The sequence below is a fragment of the Caproicibacterium amylolyticum genome, assembly GCF_014467055.1.
GTDB classification, from domain to species: Bacteria; Bacillota; Clostridia; order Oscillospirales; family Acutalibacteraceae; genus Caproicibacterium; species Caproicibacterium amylolyticum.
Genome location: NZ_CP060696.1, coordinates 1,152,772 through 1,171,482, shown reverse-complemented (window position 1 = coordinate 1,171,482; position 18,711 = coordinate 1,152,772). Strand labels below are relative to the sequence as shown.

Sequence of the window (18,711 nt, the reverse complement as noted above, 5' to 3'; positions counted from 1 at the left end):
AAACAAGCATGAGCGAAAAAATAGCAGCAAAAGCGACCGTCCCACAAGTTCCCTATTACAATCGGGAACTCAGTTGGATGGACTTTAATATGCGCGTACTGGAAGAATGCTTTGAAAAAGAAAATCCGGTGATGGAGCGTGTCCGCTTTTTGTCCATTACCGCAAGCAACCTGGATGAATTCTTCATGGTACGTGTTGCAGGTGTGATGGAACAGGTACGCAGCAAATACCGCAAGCCGGACCCAAGCGGTATGATGCCGGATGAAATTTACCAGGCATTGGCAAAAAAAATCCACGAGTTTTCTGAAAAACAGTATTCCTGCCTGCACCGTTCTATTCTGCCCGCACTGAAACGAAGCGGAATTATTTTTCTGTCACCAGAGGAAATGGACGAGGAACAACGCGGCTACCTTTCCGCGTACTTTAACCGCATTCTTTTTCCGGTGCTGACACCGCTGGCAGTTGACCGCAGCCGGCCTTTCCCCTTCCTTGCCAATAAGAGCCTGAACATTGCTGTCCGTCTGCAGGGCAAGGATGACGACGAAGACTGCTTTGCTGTTGTACAAGTGCCGTCCATCCTTTCACGCTACCTGGAGTTGCCAAGCAAAAAGGGGCGCTGTTTTGTCCTGCTGGAAAACGTAATCATGTACTGTATGGAGGAACTTTTTGAGGAACGGCGCATTCGTTCCACCTGTCCGTTCCGCATTACCCGCAACAGTGATCTGGACATCGACGAGGAATCCGAGGATCTTCTGATTGAAATCCAGAAGTCCATCAAAAAGCGCAAGCGCGGCGCACCTGTACGGCTGGAAATCCTGCAGAAATGTGACCCCGCCACCAAGGACTTTCTTCTGGAAATGCTGGATGTGGAAGACAGCAGCATTTATGAACTTGCCGGTCCACTGGATTTAACGTTCTTCTCCAAGTTTGCAAATTTGCCCGGGTGCGAAGCCATGTGCTTCAAACCAATTAAGCCGGTGTATCCGCCGGTGGATTTCTGGGGTTATGATGATATTTTCGAGGCGATTCGGGAAAAAGACCGCATGGTGCACCACCCCTATGAAAGTTTTGATATTGTTGTGAACTTTATCCGCGCCGCCGCCGAAGATGAAGATGTGCTCGCCATTAAGCAGACGCTGTACCGCGTAAGCGGCCACTCCCCGATTGTTGCGGCGCTCATCCGCGCTGCGGAAAACGGCAAGCAGGTAACGGTTCTGGTGGAACTGAAAGCCCGCTTTGACGAGGAAAACAACATTCTTTGGGCAAAGAAGCTGGAAAATGCGGGCTGCCACGTCATTTACGGCCTTGCCGGGTTGAAAACACACTGCAAAATCGCGCTGGTCGTTCGCCGCGAAGAGGACGGCATCCGCCGCTACCTGCATATGGGCACCGGCAACTATAACGATTCCACCGCAAAAATTTACACGGATATCGGTCTTTTCACCTGCAAGGAACCGTTTGGCATTGACGCAAGCAGCCTGTTCAATGTACTGACCGGCTACAGCCGCCCGCCGGAGTACAACAAAATGATTGTTGCACCGCACGGCATGCGCCGCTTCTTTGAATATATGATACAGCAGGAAATTCAAAATGCACAGCAGGGACTGCCCAGCGGCATTACTGCAAAGGTCAACTCTCTGGTTGACCCCGCGATTATTTCCCTGCTGTATGAAGCAAGCAAAGCCGGTGTTCCCGTCCGGCTGATTGTCCGCGGCATCTGCTGCCTGATTCCGGGTTTAATTGGTGTAAGTGAAAACATTCAGGTCATCAGCATTGTCGGGCAGTTGCTGGAACACAGCCGAATATTTCGCTTTGAAAACGGGGGCAATCCGAAAATTTATATGGGCAGTGCAGATTGGATGCCCCGCAACCTTGACCGCCGCGTGGAGCTGGTCTTTCCCATTGAAGACCCTGATTTAAAACAGCGCGCATTTGACACACTGGACCTGATGCTCAGCGACAACATCAATGCACGCGTCATGCAGAGCAGCAAAGAATATGAGCATATTGACCGGCGTGGCAAAACACCCTGCAACTGCCAAACGGAGTTCAGCCGGCTTGCGCAGGAGGCTGTGCAGAAGCTTTCCGCACAAAACGAAGAAAAACCTTTTAATCCGCTTTACAGCCCCAGAACTTCTGACTGACCGTTTTTCGGAACCATTCTTTTCAATCTGCCAGTTTGTGCTATAATATAAAGGAACAACAGGAAACATTCATCATTTTTCTGAAAAGGGCGTGGGAATCATGCGAAAAATAGGGATACTGACCAGCGGCGGCGACTGTCAAGGGCTAAATGCAGCCATCCGCGGACTGGGAAAAGCGCTTCTGTGTGAATTTGGCAAGGACATTGAAATTTACGGAATTGAGGACGGCTACCGGGGCCTAATTGAGGGCAATTACCACAAAATGAAACCGCACGATTTTTCCGGCATCATCACTCTGGGCGGCACGATTCTCGGCACCAGCCGCCAGCCTTTTAAACTAATGCGTGTCATTGACGAAAACAGCGGCGACAAAGTCCAGAACATGAAGGACAACTACAAAAAAATGGATCTTGACTGCCTGGTGATTCTCGGTGGAAACGGCACACACAAAACCGCCAACCTGCTCAGCGAAGAAGGGCTGCACGTAGTTACCATGCCCAAAACTATTGATAATGATATTTGGGGTACGGATATTACTTTCGGCTTTCAGAGTGCTGTGGATGTTGCCGCCAATGTATTGGACTGCATTCACACGACCGCCACTTCCCACGGCCGCATTTTCATCGTGGAAGTCATGGGACACAAGGTTGGCTGGCTGACCCTGCACGCAGGCATTGCCGGCAGTGCAGATGCTATCCTGCTGCCGGAGATTCCCTATACGGTGGATAGTATCGCCAACGTCATTGAACAGCGCAGCAAAGCCGGCAAGCGTTTCTCCATTCTTGCTGTTGCCGAGGGCGCTATTTCTAAAGAAGAATCCCAGATGAGCAAAAAAGAACTGAAAGCAAAGCGAGCTGCTGAAAACTATCCCTCTATTTCCTACCGCCTTGCAAAAGAACTTGAGGACGCAACCGGCCACGAAATCCGCGTAACCGTACCCGGCCACATTCAGCGCGGCGGTGCTCCCTGCCCTTATGACCGCGTGCTTTCCACGCGCTTTGGTGCTGCAGCCGCGCATCTGATTAAACAGAAAAAATACGGCTTTATGGTTGCCATGCGCAACAACGAGATTGTGCCGGTGCCGCTGAGTGAAGTTGCTGGTAAATTAAAGACCGTTCCGTTGGACTGTGAGGTCATAAAGACCGCACGTGATATTGGCGTAAGCTTTGGCGATTAAAAGGAGGTTTTACAAATGTTTTGCCCCAACTGTTTTGAAGGAGTTCATGTGACACATAAGGATCTGCACAATGCTCTGAAAACCATTGGCATTATCTCTGCCATAAGCGCTGTTGTTTCTCTTGCCGCCGGAATTTTCTTCTGTGTACGCACAGTACGCTGCATGGACGAAATGGACGCTTCTCTGCCGGTACTGGGCAAAGCCGCTGAAAAATACCTGAATGAACAGCAAAGCAATTCCGTAAACGACGAATTGGAATAAAACTTATGTAAAAAGACTGTGTCGGCAGAATCTTTTCTGCCGACACAGTCTTTTTTATGCTATCGTGCAGCTGTCCGCTTCCGCAAACCTGTAAAAACCGAGCTTGTAAAAATTGTACCACCTCTCTATTTCACTTTCCGGTGCAAGCTGCAAAGCTTCCAGTACCTCTTTTGCAAATTCCAGCGCTGCTGTGCCGTTAGCTGTAACCACGTTGCCGTCACGCACTGCCTGCTGCTGCAAATAGTTCTGCTCGCCGGTGTAGTTGTTGCCCGCCCACTGCTTCATGTAATCTAAATCGTTGCTGGTGTGCCGCACGGTATTCAGCGCGCCAATGGCACCGAGAAAAGCAGAAGCGGCGCAAATGCCGCCAAGCACTTTATTTTCCGCCAGTGCACGTTTCACCAAAGGCTCCGTCTGCCGCGCGGCCGCATCCCGCCAAAAATCACCGCCAATTAAAATCAATCCCGCAAAATCTTCCGGTACAGATTGCAAATCATAGTCCGGCAGCAGCGTAAAACCGCCCAGCGAATGAATCGGTTCTTTGGTAAGCGAAATCGTTTTGACAGCATACTTCCCCTGCCCCAGATTCAGGACAGCAGAAGAAAGATAAGCCGCTTCCCAGTCGGCATACAAATCCAATACGACAAACAAAACCGTCTGTTTCAAAACCACACCATCCTCACTCAAAAATTCTGCATTGCATTTTCTTGGCAAATACCGCTGTTTCTTCGGATTGCTTTAATCAAAAAACTTCCCCTTAAAAATGTTCTCATTGCCAAGTCTTTTTGCTGTCATTCTGAACATGACGCAGCCGTCCGGACAGACAATGTCTTTGCAGTATTTGCTGCTGCCGCCGATGTTCTCCAAATCTCCGCCGCTCCTAACAGCTTCCATGATGGGGAACATCATCATCATGGTTTTGGAGCAAATCCCCTGCCCATCTGCATTTACAGGGCAGCCATAAGTACAGGTATATTTGTCACCGATTTCTTCGCCGTTCCGGCAGTACCGTTCCGTGTGGTCACTGCGGAGAAAGCCTGTAACTTCAATTTCCCATTCGTATTCTTCGTCATACCATTTTTTCATAATGATTTACCTCACATTCATTTTGCAGCTGCAATGTACAGATAACAATGCGCACATCCGTCCTTAGTGTACTGCGCGGGTACGCTGCTTTCGTAATCTTCCGTAAACGTACGGTGGATTTCGCCGGCTTTCTGCTGCGCCCAAACCGCTGCCCATGCTTTCTGTGTGCAAGCTTCCACACTTCCGTCTGCGTCCTTAACATCATATTTTTTGTACAGCCCCTGCTGCACCTTTCCTTCCATATTGGCAAAGAAGTCAGACTGTACCGCCATGACCGTCAAGTCATAATCACCGTTTTCATCACTTGCATAATTGCTGTACCGAGAAACGGGAGAAACGCCCGGCAAAAATTGATGCGTACTGTCAAACAGCAGCGGCAGCTTGCCGCTGGTAATGTCCTGCCAGAGCGCGCCGATCTGCTGCATCCCTCGTTCCGAATTGTTTGTGCGAATCGTTACTTCTCTCAAATTGTAAGCCATTGCTTTGCTCCTTAGTGCATTTTTGCAAATGCCGCATTCGTATTCTGAATGTACACATCCTGCGGAATCATTGGCGTATCCAACACTTGCTGTGTGAAAGCACTGATTTTGCCATCCGCTTTATATTCCGCTCCAGCACTTTTGACCGCTTCCAAATAATGCTGTGTCAGAGCCTGTGTTTCCGAATTTAAGAACAGAGCTGCTTCTGCGCAGCAGATGACCGCGGTGTTTTTACCGAACATATGCGCGAGCTGAAACACGAGTCCGTCAAAGTTACCTTTCACATTCGGCAAACCGCCGCTGGAAATCAATACGGTGCGCTTGGAACCATCTTCATAGCCGTAATGATGTGCCCGGCCATCCGTACCGACATACATTTCCGGCTGATTGAAACACAAGGTCCTATCCATCAGTGCCTTACAGTGTGCAGGTGCGGAATAAGCATAGAGCGGTACCGACCAGATGACAAGCTCAGCCTGCCGAATCTTTTCCAAAACTTCCGTGGCATCATCCTGCTGTACACATTTACCCCCGGTTTTTATCCAACAGGCATAGCAGGCCCGGCAAGGATTCACGTGCAGGTCAACTGTATTTACAATTTCTGCTGTTTCTCCCATGCCCTCAAGAAAAGTTTTGGTGAGTTTCAGCGTTGTACTGTTTTCTTTGTACGGCGAACCATTGATCACGAGTATTTTCATTTCAAAATTCTCTCTTTCTTATGTAAGTGTAAGCTGCTTCTGTATAAAATTCTATCCCCTTCTGTAAACCGCTTCCTCTCATTTTCCGACTCGAAACAGGGAGTTTTTTTGTACGAAGATTTTCTTTAGGTCATTATAACAAAGAGAACCTGACAACAGGTGTCAGGTTCTCTCAACTTTATAAATCAATCTGGTCTTTAATCTCTGCAAAAAGCTTCTCCCCCACGCCTTTCACATTTTTTAGCTCGTCAATCGACTGAAAGCCGCCATGCTCTGTGCGATAATCAAGAATTCGCTTCGCCAGCGCACTGCCGATACCTTTTAGGCTTTCCAACTGGGAAGCGGGTGCACTATTTAAATGTACCTTGCCGTTATAAGCCCGGCTCAGCGGTACGGATGCTGCATCCGTCGTTACAACCGCCGCCGGGGTGGTAATGGGCGGCACGAAAAGCAGCGTGTAACCAATGCAGAGCGCCGCCAAAACAGCCGCAATGCCAATTAATATGCGAATATGTATGCGTTCCTCATCCATAGTGTTTTACCAAATAGTCCACAACATCAGCTACAGCGCCCTCCGCACATGGGCAAGTTACCAAGTCCGCAAGCTGCTGCATTTGCGGCTGACCATCTGCCGGAACCGCTGCAAACCCCGCTGTCTGCAGCATCTCCTTATCATTTTCGTAGTCCCCCGCTGCAAACACTGCTTCCCTGCAAAAGCCGTATTGCTTCATCAGTTTTTGAAGTGCCGCGCCCTTGTTCACTCCTGCCGGCATAATTTCCAAGAACTCCGGTCCGGTAAAAACAAATTGCAGTCCTTCATGCGGCTGTTCCTGCAGAAATGTTTTTAGCGCAAACATTTTCTGCGGTTCACAGCCAAGCAGCACCTTACACCATGGCTGTGGAAAATCCACAAGCCGCTCAATCGGCAGATCCACTTCCGGTGTCATCGTATTGCTGATATAGCGGTTGCGGCAGAGGATTGCAACTTCATTTGTATTAAACAGTTCGACGCCGACGGCAGCCGGAAACTTTCGCAGAACCGACTGCAGCAACACAGTCAGCGACTCCGGTGAAACAGACAGCACATCTGTAGGCCTTTGCATCCCGAAGTCATATAGGACTGTACCATTCAGCAAAATGCACGGTAAATCCGGCTGAATCAGCGGCACGTAACGTCCCGCAGACTGCCGCGTACGCCCGGTAGCCATTACAAAATGACCGCCAAGTTCGCGAAAGCGCATCAGTGCGTCAATATTGCACTGTGGAATCTGATAGGATTTATCAATCAATGTGCCGTCCAAATCTGAAACCAGCAAAATGTCTTTTAACTGCATACTTTCTCCTTACGGCTGCTTCAGCTTCCCCAGAAACCCTGTAAAATACGCCGGCAGGTCACTGGTGAATTCCATGTATTGCCCCGTACGTGGATGCACAAAGCCAATTACACGGGCATGCAGGCACTGTCCTTGCAGTCCCGGTACAGGTTTTTTCGGCCCATAAACCGGGTCGCCTGCTACCGGATGCCCAAGGTACGCCATATGCACACGAATCTGGTGTGTACGGCCAGTTTCAAGCTTCAGCCGCACATACGTAAAACCCTGATACCGCAAAAGCACCTGAAAATGTGTAACCGCATTTCGGCTGTTCTTTTCGGTTACGGCCATCTTTTTTCTGTCCACCGGATGCCTGCCAATCGGTTCATCCACGGTGCCGCTGTCCTCTTTTAAATTGCCGTATACAACTGCTTCATAAATGCGGGTAAAACTGTGCACCTTAATCTGCTCTGCCAAATGCTTGTGTGCAAAATCATTTTTTGCAACAATCAGCAGCCCGCTGGTGTCTTTGTCAATGCGGTGTACAATGCCAGGGCGAATCACACCGTTAATTCCGGAAAGCGTATCGCCGCAGTAAGCTAACAGCGCATTCACAAGCGTTCCGGTATAATTGCCCGGTGCTGGATGCACGACCATACCTTTGGGCTTATTGACTACCAATAGGTCGCTGTCCTCATACACAATATCAAGCGGAATTGCTTCCGGCAGCACATCCAGTGCCTTCGGCTCCGGAATTTCTGCCGTCAGCACATCCCCTGCCTCTACCCGGTAACTTTTAGAAAGCGGCTTTCCGGCCAGCTTGACGCAGCCTTCGGTAATGTATTTTTCAGCCAATGAGCGCGTCAGGCCGATTTGCTGCTCACTCAGAAATTTATCCAGACGCAGTCCTGCCTGTTCTTCACTGACCGTAAAATGATAAATTTCAGCCATCTTTTTCTTCTGCTTTCTCTGCCGGCTTTTGTTTACTTTCCTCCTGCTCGTTGAAAAAGATGTGCAGAATCAGCAGTGCTACACCAATGACAACACAGATATCAGCAAAATTAAAAATATACGGAAAGAAATGGAAGTGGATAAAATCCACAACATACCCCCGCAGCACGCGGTCAATAATATTTCCAACACCGCCGCCCAAAATCAGTGTGCAGGCCGCCCAGGAAAGGACATCATGATGTTTATAGCGAAACAGCGCAGCAACCACAAAAATACAAATAATTCCGGTAATCACCGCAATCATCCACTGGCGGTTCTGAAAAATGCCAAATGCCGCACCCCGGTTTTCCAGATAGTCCAGTGACAAAAAATTGGGAATCAATGTATGGGAACCAACCGGCATTAAAAATTGAATGACCGCTAGCTTCAACAGCTGGTCAACAATCACAGAGCAGACCGCCAGCACCAGGACCAGCAGCGGCGTACAGGTTTTCTTTGTCATAGTTTTCCTCCCGATATACAAAAAGCGGAGCAGTTTCCCGCCCCGCTGATTTTCATTTTTTACGCAAGAACGTGCGCGCAGCGCTCACAAACATCCGGGTGTGCGGCATCCTTGCCAACGGTGTCACTGTACATCCAGCAGCGTGCGCATTTTTCACCCTCTGCGTGGGAAACGGTAACAGAGAAGTTTTCCAGTGCAACTTCGGTGTACTCACCGGTTCCGCCGTTAACCACTTCAACTGCGGAAACAATGAGCACTGGCAGCAGTTCAGCCTCTACACTCTTCACAAAGTCGTACAATTCACCTGTGCAGAACAGCTGAACCTTTGCGTCCAGTGAAGCACCAATCACTTTCTGCTTGCGTGCCTGCTCCAAAGCCTTTTTCACGTCATCACGTACTGCGTGGATACGATCCCAGTGTGCCAGGAATTCGTCATCCACTTTCACGCCGCTTGCTTTCGGGAACTCGTTGAGCATGACAGAACCTGCATCTTCAGCTGAAGCATGCTGCATAGACTTCCAAATTTCCTCACTGGTATATGCCAGAATCGGCGCAACCAGACGCGTCATACCGCTAAGGATGGTATACATCACCGTCTGTACGGCACGGCGAGTCTTGCTGTCCGTTTTTTCCGTGTAAAGGCGGTCTTTTGCAACGTCCAAATAGAAGTTACTCATGTCCACAACACAGAAATTGTGAATCGCATGGTATGCATTATGGAACTCAAAGGTATCGTATCCCTCGCGGACTTTGCCAATGAGTTCATCAAACTTACACAGCGCCCAACGGTCAATTTCCTGCAAGTCGGCTTCCGGTACTGCATCCTTATCCGGGTCAAAATCGTGCAGGTTGCCCAGCATATAACGCGCGGTATTGCGGATTTTTCGGTATGCATCGGAAAGCTGCTTGAGGATTTCTTTGGAAACACGGATATCCGCATGGTAATCAGATGAAGCAACCCACAAGCGCAGAATGTCAGCACCATACTGGTCGATAATCTCCTGCGGGTCAATGCCGTTGCCAAGGGACTTACTCATCTTGCGGCCCTCGCCGTCAACTACCCAGCCGTGTGTACACACGGCCTTATACGGAGCCTGACCGCGCCACGCAGTACTGGTCAGCAAACTGGACTGGAACCAGCCACGGTACTGGTCAGCACCCTCCAGATAAAGATCAGCAGGCCAATGCAGCTGCGGGCGCTGATCGGCAACCGCAGCGTGAGAAACGCCAGAGTCGAACCAAACATCCATGATATCATGCTCTTTGGTGAATTCTGTGCAGCCGCACTTGCTGCACTTTGTTCCCTGCGGCACAATATCTTTGGCCTCTGTTGTATACCACGCGTCACTGCCCTTTTCTGCAAATAGCTTGGAAACGTTCGCCATAGCTTCTTTGCTTATGAGCGGCTCGCCGCAATCTTTACAGTAGAAAATCGGAATCGGCACACCCCAGCGGCGCTGACGGGAAATACACCAGTCGTTGCGCTCACGCACCATAGAGGTAATGCGGTCACGACCCCAAGCCGGAATCCACTGTACTTTGTTGATTTCCTCAACTGCCTTGTCCTTAATCGCGTCCACAGAGCAGAACCACTGCTCGGTTGCACGGAACAGAATCGGCTTTTTGCAGCGCCAGCAGTGCGGATACTGGTGAATAATCTTTTTGCGCGCAAACATTGCACCGATTTCAATCAAATAATCCGCAATCGCTTTGTTGGCTTCACCGGTTGTCAGGCCCGCAAAGCGCTCGCCGGCTTCCTCGGTCATGCGGCCGTTTGCGTCCACCGGAACAATAATCGGCAGTTCCTGATAATGGTCATGGCAGACATTGTAGTCATCAACGCCGTGGCCGGGAGCTGTATGAACACAGCCAGTACCGCTGTCCAATGTAACATGGTCACCGACAATAACCAAAGATTCGCGATCCAGGAACGGGTGCTTTGCCTTCATGTATTCGCACTCGCTGCCCTTAAAGGTTGCAACAACAGAATAACCGGTCTTGCCTGCTTCCGCCATAGCAGATTCATACAGTGCAGAAGCCATTACGTAATATTCACCGTCACACTGAATCAAAGAATACTCAAAATCCGGGCCGAGGCAAATCGCTTCGTTTGCGGGAATTGTCCAGGTGGTAGTTGTCCAAATGACAAAATAGGTGTGCGCAAGATCAGCACCCTTTGCGGTCAGGAAACCCTTGTCATCTGTTACACGGAATTTTACGTAAATGGAATCGCAGGGATCCTCTGCGTACTCAATTTCAGCTTCTGCCAGTGCGGTTTTGCAGTCCGGGCACCAGTAAACTGGCTTAAGGCCCTTGTAAATCAGACCTTTTTCGCACATATTAGAAAAAATTTCAATTTGCTTTGCTTCATAGTCATGCGTCAGGGTAACGTATGGATGGGACCAATCGCCAAGACCACCCAGACGCTTAAATTCATTGCGCTGACCGTCAATGTAGGAAAGCGCGAATTCACGGCAAATTTTGCGCAGTTCTACATCAGAAATCGTTTCACTGTTAGTAACACCAGCCTTTTTGCGGGCTTTCAGCTCGGTCGGCAGGCCATGCGTATCCCAGCCGGGAACATACGGCGCCTGAAAACCGGACATGTTCTTGGAACGGACAATCATATCTTTCAGAACTTTGTTGAGAGCGGTTCCCAGATGGATATCGCCGTTTGCATACGGAGGGCCATCATGCAAGACATAAACCGGCTTGCCCTCATTTTTTTTCATGACCTGACCGTACAGGTCTTCTGTTTCCCACGCCGCAAGAGTATCCGGCTCCCGTTTGGGCAAATGCGCCTGCATCGGGAATTCAGTTTTTGGCAAATTCAGAGTGCTTTTATAATCCATCGGTGTTCTTCTCTCCTTCAACGTTCACGCTGCACACAAGCTAATTTTTATGAAATCAACGTCTTCTGCTGAAAATTTCAGAGGCGTCATCATCGTCTAAGTCATACTCCTCGCCAAAGGCAACGGGAGATTTTGTTTCTTTTTCAGTATGAACCGGTTCAAACGGCTTTGCCGTCAGGTAATCCGGCTCATCCTCTGTAGTAGCGAAAGTTACCGGTTCCGGTTTATCATCCTCAGCGGATTCCTGTGTGGAATTGCCCGTTGCCACGGGTGGTTCATCCGCTGCTGGCGCTTCCTCTGTCTCCGGCTCAGCCGTTTCTTCTTCCGCTTCTTTAACTTCCGGCTGTTTTGGCTCCTGATGCGGCAGGTCATTGATCAGCGTAATATGCTGCTTGTAAAGGTTCAGCAAAGTGGAACGGAAGTCCGTGACTGCCTGCTTCATTTCCTGCAGCTTTTCCTTCTGCCCGTCAATTTCCCTGGATGCACTTGCAACAATGTCTTTCGCTTTCAAGTTGGCGTCATTCAAAATTGCTTCCGCCTGATGGCGTGCTTCCCGCACAGAAGCATCCCGCATTTTCTGCGCACTGACGAGGGCTTCTTTAATCTCGTCCTCTTCTTTGCGGTACTTTTCAATTTGGTTTTCCAGTTCCTTGATTTTATCCTGCAGCTGACGGGCACGGGCATCCCTGCGCTCCAGTTCATCGTGCTGTTCAGCTGTTTTCTGTATCAGCGCGTCATAGGAAGACTCAACTTCATCCAGAAAATCGTCTACCTCTTCACGCATATACCCGCCGCGAAGGCTTGCTTTCTGAAATCTTTTGTGTTTGATATCATTCAATGACAGCATCTGCCTTGACCTCCAAAATTATATAAACTTTCGACCTTCCAGCCGCAACCGACCTTTCTTAGTCGGCTGACTCAAAGCATCAATCCGAAATCTGCCCTTTCCGCGAACGGACAGAAGCGACCCTTCCCGCACTGCGAAATCCGCATCGCATACAGAAACATGGTCTACCTGCACGGCACCGCTGCTCAGCAGCACCCGCGCCTTTTCCCGGCTTAAACCGGTGCAGGCCGCCGCAACGCAGTCAAGCCTTGCGGAAGCAATTACGGTGGAAAATGGCTGGTAATGGTGTGCCTGCGGCAGGGACAGCGCGGCTCCTCTTTGCAGTTTTACACCGACCCTGCCGATTTTTGTAATCTGTGAAAGCAGAAAATCGGCCATCTCGCTGCGCAGAAAAAAGACACACCTGCCGTCTTCCGGCAGAATATCTCCCAGCACTTCGCGGGTAATGCCTGCACCAATCAGCGCACCGAGAAAATCCCGGTGTGAAAGGCTGTCACAGCTGCGAAAAGCTACCGTAACGGTTTCGATTGGAAATGCATCACCGGCAGGCTCCATCCACTCCGGAAAAGCACCGAAGCAAACGCGCTCCGCTTCCGGGAAGCCACCCCACAGCATGTAGTCTGCAAAGTGCTCTGCCTGCACAAATGCTTCCGCCACAGCAGCTTCATGCTCATCCAGAAAGCCCACAAAGTGCGCCCCGCTGCCGCTGCGTGCCAAACGAACCGCATCCCGCAGCTTTGCACGCAGGATTTCATCCTCTGTCTGCATCAGAAGTAAGCACCGCTGCTTTCAGTTTCATCCATTGCCTCTTCGCCCATCAAATCCACATTGTAAGGCGTTATGATGAATGTATTGGTAGCAACACGCTTGATTTTTCCGCCATTAGCATAGGCAACACCGCTCAAGAAGTCAATAATGCGGCGGGAAATATCCTTCTGTGTATCCTCCAGATTCAGCACAACTGTGTTGCCGTGCAGCAGTTCATCTGCCACAGCGCAGGTTTCTTCGCCGAAGTGCTCCGGCTTAAAAATCACAACCTGCAGCTGTGCCGCAGAAGCATTCAGATTTACAACCTTGCCATCAGAATCTGAACGGGCGGACGACTGCTCAGAACGGCGGTAAGAAGAAGGCTGCCGGCGCTCTTCTGCGCGTGGACGTGCAGGTTCTTCTTCCGGCTGTTCCGCCTCATAGTCGTAGTCGCCGTATTCTTCCTCAGGAGGATTCCATAAATCCTTGAATTTCTGCATCAGTCCTGCCATATTAATAAGCCCTCCTAAAATTATGTGCTTTTACTTTTTAGAATAATCTCTTGCTCCAAACAGGGCGGAACCCACGCGAACCATGTTTGCGCCGGCCTCAATGGCCATTGGATAATCCGCGGACATTCCCATTGAGAGAAGCTGCATATTAACATTATCTATTTTTTTCGTGCTTATGTCAACAAAATATTGACGCATTTTAGTGAAATACGCAAAAGTTTCTTTCGGCTGTGCATCTGCGGGGGGAATTGCCATTAACCCTTTCACACAGACGTTCGGCATCTTTGAAACTATTCCGAGAAGTTCTTCCAAATTTTCCGGCAAAACGCCCGATTTGTTTTCTTCCCTGCCGATATTCACTTCCAGCAAAATATCGGTGGTAAGGCCGTCACGCACGGAAAGCCGGGAAACTTCCTTTGCCAGCTTTTCGCTGTCAATGCTCTGAATCATACTGACGCGGCCAATCAGGTACTTCACTTTGTTAGTCTGCAGGTGGCCGATAAACTGCACATCCGCCAAGTCTTTCCGGTAGCCGTCATACTTTTCGGTCAGCTCCTGCACGCGGTTTTCACCAATACAGCGGATGCCCGCCTCAATCCCGTGGTTGATGACCTCCACCGGCACGGTTTTCGTTGCCGCCAGCAGGGTAATGTCCTCCCGCCTGCGGCCGGAACACTCTGCCGCAGCGGCAATGTTCTCCTCTACAATTTTCAGGTTTTCTTCCACATCCTGAAAACGCTTCTGCAGTTCTTCGTCACTCAATGATTTTTCCATCAGAAAGTCCCTTTCCTTCTATAATGACTTCATCATAAAGCTGAACGCTTTCACTGGTAGCCAGCAGGCTGGAATCCGGATTCGGGTCGCAATAGATGTAAGTACCATCACTGTAAAGCGGCACAATCTGCTTAAACTTCATTTCTATGCCGTACATAACAAAAACACCCTCGACGGTTTTTACCTGCTCAACTTCTTTTCCATCCTGCTTTACGGTCTGTTTGACCTTTTCAAAATGAACCGTTTTCTGGCTGATTTGAATTCCCTGATAAGTATTAATTGTAATTTTCGCCGTTTCGTGGCGAATATTAGCCAGTGCACTGTCCATTACGTTGCACTCAAGAATAACTGCCGCGCTTGAGGTCTTTGTTTTTTGGTTAATGCGCACCACAGTGGCATTTGCCGAAGCGGAACTTGCAAATGGAAATGTGATTTTTACACTGGTGTCCGGCTTCAGTTTTGCGGCATCCGCGGCATTTACCACGCAGGCGTAGTACCAGTTAAACTGTGAGCAGACCTTGCCGACCACATTTTTCGGCACCGCCGTCGGTTTGACAGAGTCGGCCAGATTTTCCGGGAACAGCTCCTTGACATTTGTATAGCTGAAAACGGACTCATAGCCGTCTGCCTTGCTCGTAAAGTAGCCGGAGGCCGACGCACTGACTTTGCCCAGTTCCTCCCCGTTACCGCTGGAGTTCAGGGCAGAAATCTGCTGCTGCAAAGCACTGATGCGTGCGGAAAAATTCTTAACCTGTCCGCCGGCAAGCTGCTTTTGATTCAGCAGAGAAAGCAGTTTCAGCCGGGAATCGGAAATATCGGCATCCCCGTCTTTGGCATCCTGTATGACATTGAGCAGCTGGTCATTCAGCAGAGAATCCATATTATCTGCATTGGCATCCGCGTAAGACCCCTGGCTGGCAAGTTCCTGCAGACTGGTCAGTTCCTGTGTCAAGCGTTCTTTTTTCTGCAGAACACCCGCATCCTCCACACTTTTGTAGGCGTGTGCAACTGTGCCGCCTTTGTCCACCTTGCCGCCGTCCTCAATATCGTACTGCAGCACACCGCCGTTGTCATTGGTCACCAGCTGTTCCTGCCGAACCGCGTAGCCATTCACAGTAATGGATTCTTCGGCGGTTTTGTACAGCGCCGTTTCGGTTTTCTGCCGCACAAAATTCGCGTGATAAACCTGATATCCTACAAAAATCAGAATCAAAGCCGCAATGGTTCCTGACACAATTCTTTTCAGCCACAGACTGTTCATGTTCATAGGCTGCATCCTTTCAAAAAGAGCTGTACTTTTTGCAGTGCACTTTCAGCAAGTGCTGCTGTATCCGGATAATCATCCACCCAAAGCCACTGGGCGGTTTCTTCCCTGCGAAACCACGTCAGCTGCCGCTTAGCGTAGCGGCGGGTTTCCCGTTTGATGGACTCCGCCGCGGCTTCCAGCGAACATGTTCCGCGAAAATACGGCTGCAGTTCCTTATAGCCGATTGCCTGCACCGCGGTCGGGCCGCAGGAAGCAAACACTTCCTTTGCTTCCTGCACTAATCCGGCTTCCAGCATGCTGTCCACACGCTGATTAATGCGGTCATACAGCTTCTGCCTGTCCCGAAAGGCAAGGCAGAGGAAGCAGGCTTCATAGGGACTTTCTTTTCGGCGGGAAAGTGCTGCATTCTCTGCCATAGTGCGGCCGGTTGTACGGTACATTTCCAATGCGCGGATAACCCGTTTTTTATTGTTCGGATGAATTGCCTGCGCCGCCTGCGGGTCAACACGCCCCAACTCTTCATAAAGCGGCTCTATCCCTTCACGCTGTTCCGCTGCCTCAAGTTCCGCGCGAACTGCCGGATCGGCGTTCTGCGGCGCAAAGTCAATTCCCTGCAGCAGACTGCGAATATAAAGACCCGTTCCGCCCGCGATTACCGGCAGCTTTCCGGCATCGTGAATGTTCTGCACCGTTTTGCCTGCAAGTTCCACATAATCCGCAACGCTGAACGGCTTCCCCAGCGGCTGAAAATCCAACAGATGGTGCGGCACGCCATCCATTTCTTCCAGGGTAGGTTTTGCACTGGCAATCTGCATGCCCTGATAAATCTGCATGGAATCCGCAGAAATGACCTCACCGTCAAGCGCTTTGCACAAGGAAACGGCAAGCTTTGTTTTTCCGGATGCGGTTGGCCCGGCAACAACTGCCACGGGGATTCTTTTCATTTTCGCAAATGCACCTCTGAACTGTTTTTGTTCTGCCTTTCTGCAAAGCAGCGCGGCCTGCCGTGTTTCATGATTATGTAAACTCACATAACATTTTAAACGAATACAGGCAAAAAATCAAATGAATTCATAACAAATTTGTTAGAAATAAATTGGTAATTTTATGGAAAATGCGATTTTAGATTCTGCCGAACTGATGCTCCAAGTCCCTGCGCTTCAGCACAATAGACACCGGACGACCGTGTGGGCAGTAACGAATATCCTCTTTTTCCAGACGGGTTACCAACTGTGCAAGTTCCATTGGTGTGCTCTCATCCCCCGCCTTGATAGCCGCGCGGCAGGCAATATTGTGATACAGCCAGTCTAGCTTTTCCGTTAAAATACTGGTGCGGCTCTCCGCAAGGTAACCGGCAATCTCCTCCACCGCTGCCTGCAAATCCTCCTGCAGCATGACCGGCACGCTGCGAACCAGCACTGTACCGGAACCAAAGTCCTCAACTTCAAAGCCAGCTTTTGCGAGCACCTCCAGATTCTGCAATATCGCCGAATATTCTTCTTTGGAAAGGGTAACGGCTACCGGCGCAAGCAGCAGCTGCTGCTCCGGCTCACTCGCCTCTGCTTTTAGTTTTTCATAAAGCATCCGTTCGTGCGCTGCGTGCTTGTCAATTACGCGCAGTTCATCGTCCCCCTGTTGAACAAGGATGTACGTGCTGAATGCTTCGCCCACCAGCTTTAGCGGTACTTCGTCTGTATTCTGAGCGGAATATGGTTCGGGGTCTGCTGCTTCCTCCGTATCCGTTTTTAAAGATTTCTGCGCCAACTGTGGCTTGGAATCTGTTACCGCATCCGGCTGCAGCTGTGGCGGCATTGACTCAATTCTGTCTGTAAAGCGATTCCCTTTCTCGGCAAAAATCTGCTCATCCGACTGGCGTGCTTTTTCAAACAAATTTTCAGTCTGTAAAGTTTCTAGCTTCACAGGAAATTCGTCAGTATTTTCAGGCGTTTTCAGTGCCTCACGCCGTTCAAACGTCGCACTGTCATGTACTGCAGGAACACCGCCCTTTACAGGCATCAGTGGCACTTGCTGCACCGGAGAAACCGGCGCATTGAGCAGTACAGGTTTGGTCTGTGTCTGCGCCGGATTCAGCTTGAGTACGCTCGGTGCGTCCTCCTGCTGTAGGGCGGTTTTCACACCGTGATATACCGCTTCAAAGATAGGCTTTTCATTCATGAAGCGAATTTCTATTTTGCTTGGGTGTACATTGACATCCACCGCGGAAAAGTCCACCTGCAGGTGCAGTACGCACGCGGGGAAACGCCCAACCATCAGACTGCCCTTAAAGGCCTCCTCCATGGCGACCATTGCGGTTTTGGACTTCACATATCGGCCGTTCAAAAAGAAATTCTGCATACTGCGGTTCGGGCGGGATGCAACGGGTTTGCTGATATAGCCCCAAACTTTTACGCCGTTCAGCTCGTATTTGACCGGAATCAGCCCCTGCGTAAACTCCCTGCCGAAAACTGCAAAAACAGAATTTTTCAGTTTACCGTCACCGGGCGTATGCAGGGTTTCTTTGCCGTCGCGCAGAAAGCGAAAAGCGACCTCCGGGTGTGACAGGGCCGCGTGGTCTACTACCGCCGCGGAAGCGTTGCCCTCGGTCACATCTTTTTTCAGGAATTTCATGCGCGCGGGTGTATTGTAAAAGAGGTCTCGCATTACAAAGGTAGTACCCTGCGCACAGCCGGCATCCTCACAGGCTTCCTCTTCCCCACCGGAAATCAAGTAGCGTGTGCCGGCAAGTTCCCCTTCTGTGCGGGTAAGCAGTTCTACATGCGCAACCGCCGCAATCGAAGCCAGCGCTTCCCCGCGGAAGCCCAGCGTACCGATATGTGACAGATCCTCCTGACTGCTCACCTTGCTGGTTGCGTGGCGCAGAAATGCCAGCGGCACGTCTTCGCGGGCAATTCCGCAGCCGTTGTCCGTTACACGCATAAAGGTAATCCCGCCATGTTTAATTTCCACTGTCACCGCCGTAGCACCTGCATCAATCGTATTTTCTGTCAGTTCCTTAATCACAGAGGCAGGCCGCTCCACAACCTCGCCCGCTGCAATCAGCTCCGCAACGTGCTTATCCAATACATTAATTTTTGGCATTT

At 50.2% G+C, this 18,711-nt stretch carries 19 protein-coding genes; 3 read left to right on the top strand and 16 right to left on the bottom strand.

Annotated features, from left to right (window positions below; translation table 11 throughout):
- Window positions 1-8: 8 nt before the first annotated feature.
- From H6X83_RS05625 to H6X83_RS05615, 3 genes are all read left to right on the top strand, one after another.
- Window positions 9-2,144, top strand: coding sequence for an RNA degradosome polyphosphate kinase (locus H6X83_RS05625; RefSeq protein ID WP_212508162.1), 2,136 nt, complete (start codon window positions 9-11; stop codon window positions 2,142-2,144).
- Between the two features lie 100 nt (window positions 2,145-2,244).
- Window positions 2,245-3,321, top strand: a complete 1,077-nt coding sequence (locus H6X83_RS05620) for a 6-phosphofructokinase (RefSeq protein WP_212508161.1) — start codon at window positions 2,245-2,247, stop codon at window positions 3,319-3,321.
- 15 nt (window positions 3,322-3,336) lie between these two features.
- Complete coding sequence (locus H6X83_RS05615; RefSeq protein ID WP_212508160.1) at window positions 3,337-3,582, top strand: hypothetical protein; 246 nt, start codon at window positions 3,337-3,339, stop codon at window positions 3,580-3,582.
- A gap of 54 nt (window positions 3,583-3,636) precedes the next feature.
- Here H6X83_RS05615 and H6X83_RS05610 read toward each other — a convergent pair whose 3' ends face one another.
- From H6X83_RS05610 to mutL, 16 genes are all read right to left on the bottom strand, one after another.
- A complete protein-coding gene (locus H6X83_RS05610) occupies window positions 3,637-4,248 on the bottom strand; it encodes a type 1 glutamine amidotransferase family protein (RefSeq protein WP_212508159.1) in 612 nt (203 codons plus the stop codon).
- Between the two features lie 72 nt (window positions 4,249-4,320).
- Window positions 4,321-4,668, bottom strand: a complete 348-nt coding sequence (locus H6X83_RS05605; RefSeq protein WP_212508158.1) for a TIGR04076 family protein — start codon at window positions 4,666-4,668, stop codon at window positions 4,321-4,323.
- A gap of 17 nt (window positions 4,669-4,685) precedes the next feature.
- Window positions 4,686-5,147: an AraC family transcriptional regulator gene (locus H6X83_RS05600; protein WP_212508157.1), complete on the bottom strand. Its 462-nt coding sequence runs from the start codon at window positions 5,145-5,147 to the stop codon at window positions 4,686-4,688.
- An 11-nt stretch (window positions 5,148-5,158) separates the two neighbouring features.
- Complete coding sequence (locus H6X83_RS05595) at window positions 5,159-5,845, bottom strand: flavodoxin family protein (RefSeq protein ID WP_212508156.1); 687 nt, start codon at window positions 5,843-5,845, stop codon at window positions 5,159-5,161.
- Between the two features lie 178 nt (window positions 5,846-6,023).
- Entirely contained in the window at window positions 6,024-6,377 is a 354-nt protein-coding gene (locus H6X83_RS05590; protein WP_212508155.1) for a ComEA family DNA-binding protein, read from the bottom strand.
- Window positions 6,370-7,179 carry an HAD family hydrolase gene (locus H6X83_RS05585; protein ID WP_212508154.1) on the bottom strand — a complete coding sequence of 270 codons (810 nt, stop codon included), beginning with the start codon at window positions 7,177-7,179 and terminating at the stop codon, window positions 6,370-6,372. The genes H6X83_RS05590 and H6X83_RS05585 overlap by 8 nt, the downstream gene beginning before the upstream one ends.
- Window positions 7,180-7,188: 9 nt before the next feature.
- Window positions 7,189-8,109, bottom strand: coding sequence for an RluA family pseudouridine synthase (locus tag H6X83_RS05580; protein ID WP_212508153.1), 921 nt, complete (start codon window positions 8,107-8,109; stop codon window positions 7,189-7,191).
- A complete protein-coding gene (lspA, locus tag H6X83_RS05575) occupies window positions 8,102-8,611 on the bottom strand; it encodes a signal peptidase II (RefSeq protein ID WP_212508152.1) in 510 nt (169 codons plus the stop codon). The genes H6X83_RS05580 and lspA overlap by 8 nt, the downstream gene beginning before the upstream one ends.
- 59 nt (window positions 8,612-8,670) lie before the next feature.
- Window positions 8,671-11,463 carry an isoleucine--tRNA ligase gene (gene ileS / locus H6X83_RS05570; protein ID WP_212508151.1) on the bottom strand — a complete coding sequence of 931 codons (2,793 nt, stop codon included), beginning with the start codon at window positions 11,461-11,463 and terminating at the stop codon, window positions 8,671-8,673.
- A 55-nt stretch (window positions 11,464-11,518) separates the two neighbouring features.
- A complete protein-coding gene (locus H6X83_RS05565) occupies window positions 11,519-12,310 on the bottom strand; it encodes a DivIVA domain-containing protein (protein WP_212508150.1) in 792 nt (263 codons plus the stop codon).
- Window positions 12,311-12,328: 18 nt separating this feature from the next.
- Window positions 12,329-13,078 (bottom strand): YlmH family RNA-binding protein, encoded by a 750-nt coding sequence (locus H6X83_RS05560; RefSeq protein ID WP_212508149.1) that lies wholly within the window; start codon window positions 13,076-13,078, stop codon window positions 12,329-12,331.
- Entirely contained in the window at window positions 13,078-13,569 is a 492-nt protein-coding gene (locus tag H6X83_RS05555; RefSeq protein ID WP_212508148.1) for a cell division protein SepF, read from the bottom strand. The genes H6X83_RS05560 and H6X83_RS05555 overlap by 1 nt, the downstream gene beginning before the upstream one ends.
- Window positions 13,570-13,599: 30 nt before the next feature.
- A complete protein-coding gene (locus H6X83_RS05550; RefSeq protein WP_246419528.1) occupies window positions 13,600-14,343 on the bottom strand; it encodes a YggS family pyridoxal phosphate-dependent enzyme in 744 nt (247 codons plus the stop codon).
- Window positions 14,324-15,610, bottom strand: coding sequence for a biotin/lipoyl attachment domain-containing protein (locus H6X83_RS05545; RefSeq protein ID WP_212508147.1), 1,287 nt, complete (start codon window positions 15,608-15,610; stop codon window positions 14,324-14,326). Before H6X83_RS05545 ends, H6X83_RS05550 begins: the two co-directional genes overlap by 20 nt.
- A complete protein-coding gene (gene miaA / locus H6X83_RS05540; RefSeq protein ID WP_212508146.1) occupies window positions 15,607-16,554 on the bottom strand; it encodes a tRNA (adenosine(37)-N6)-dimethylallyltransferase MiaA in 948 nt (315 codons plus the stop codon). The genes H6X83_RS05545 and miaA overlap by 4 nt, the downstream gene beginning before the upstream one ends.
- Before the next feature lie 178 nt (window positions 16,555-16,732).
- Window positions 16,733-18,709, bottom strand: coding sequence for a DNA mismatch repair endonuclease MutL (gene mutL, locus H6X83_RS05535; protein WP_212508145.1), 1,977 nt, complete (start codon window positions 18,707-18,709; stop codon window positions 16,733-16,735).
- Window positions 18,710-18,711 lie beyond the last annotated feature (2 nt).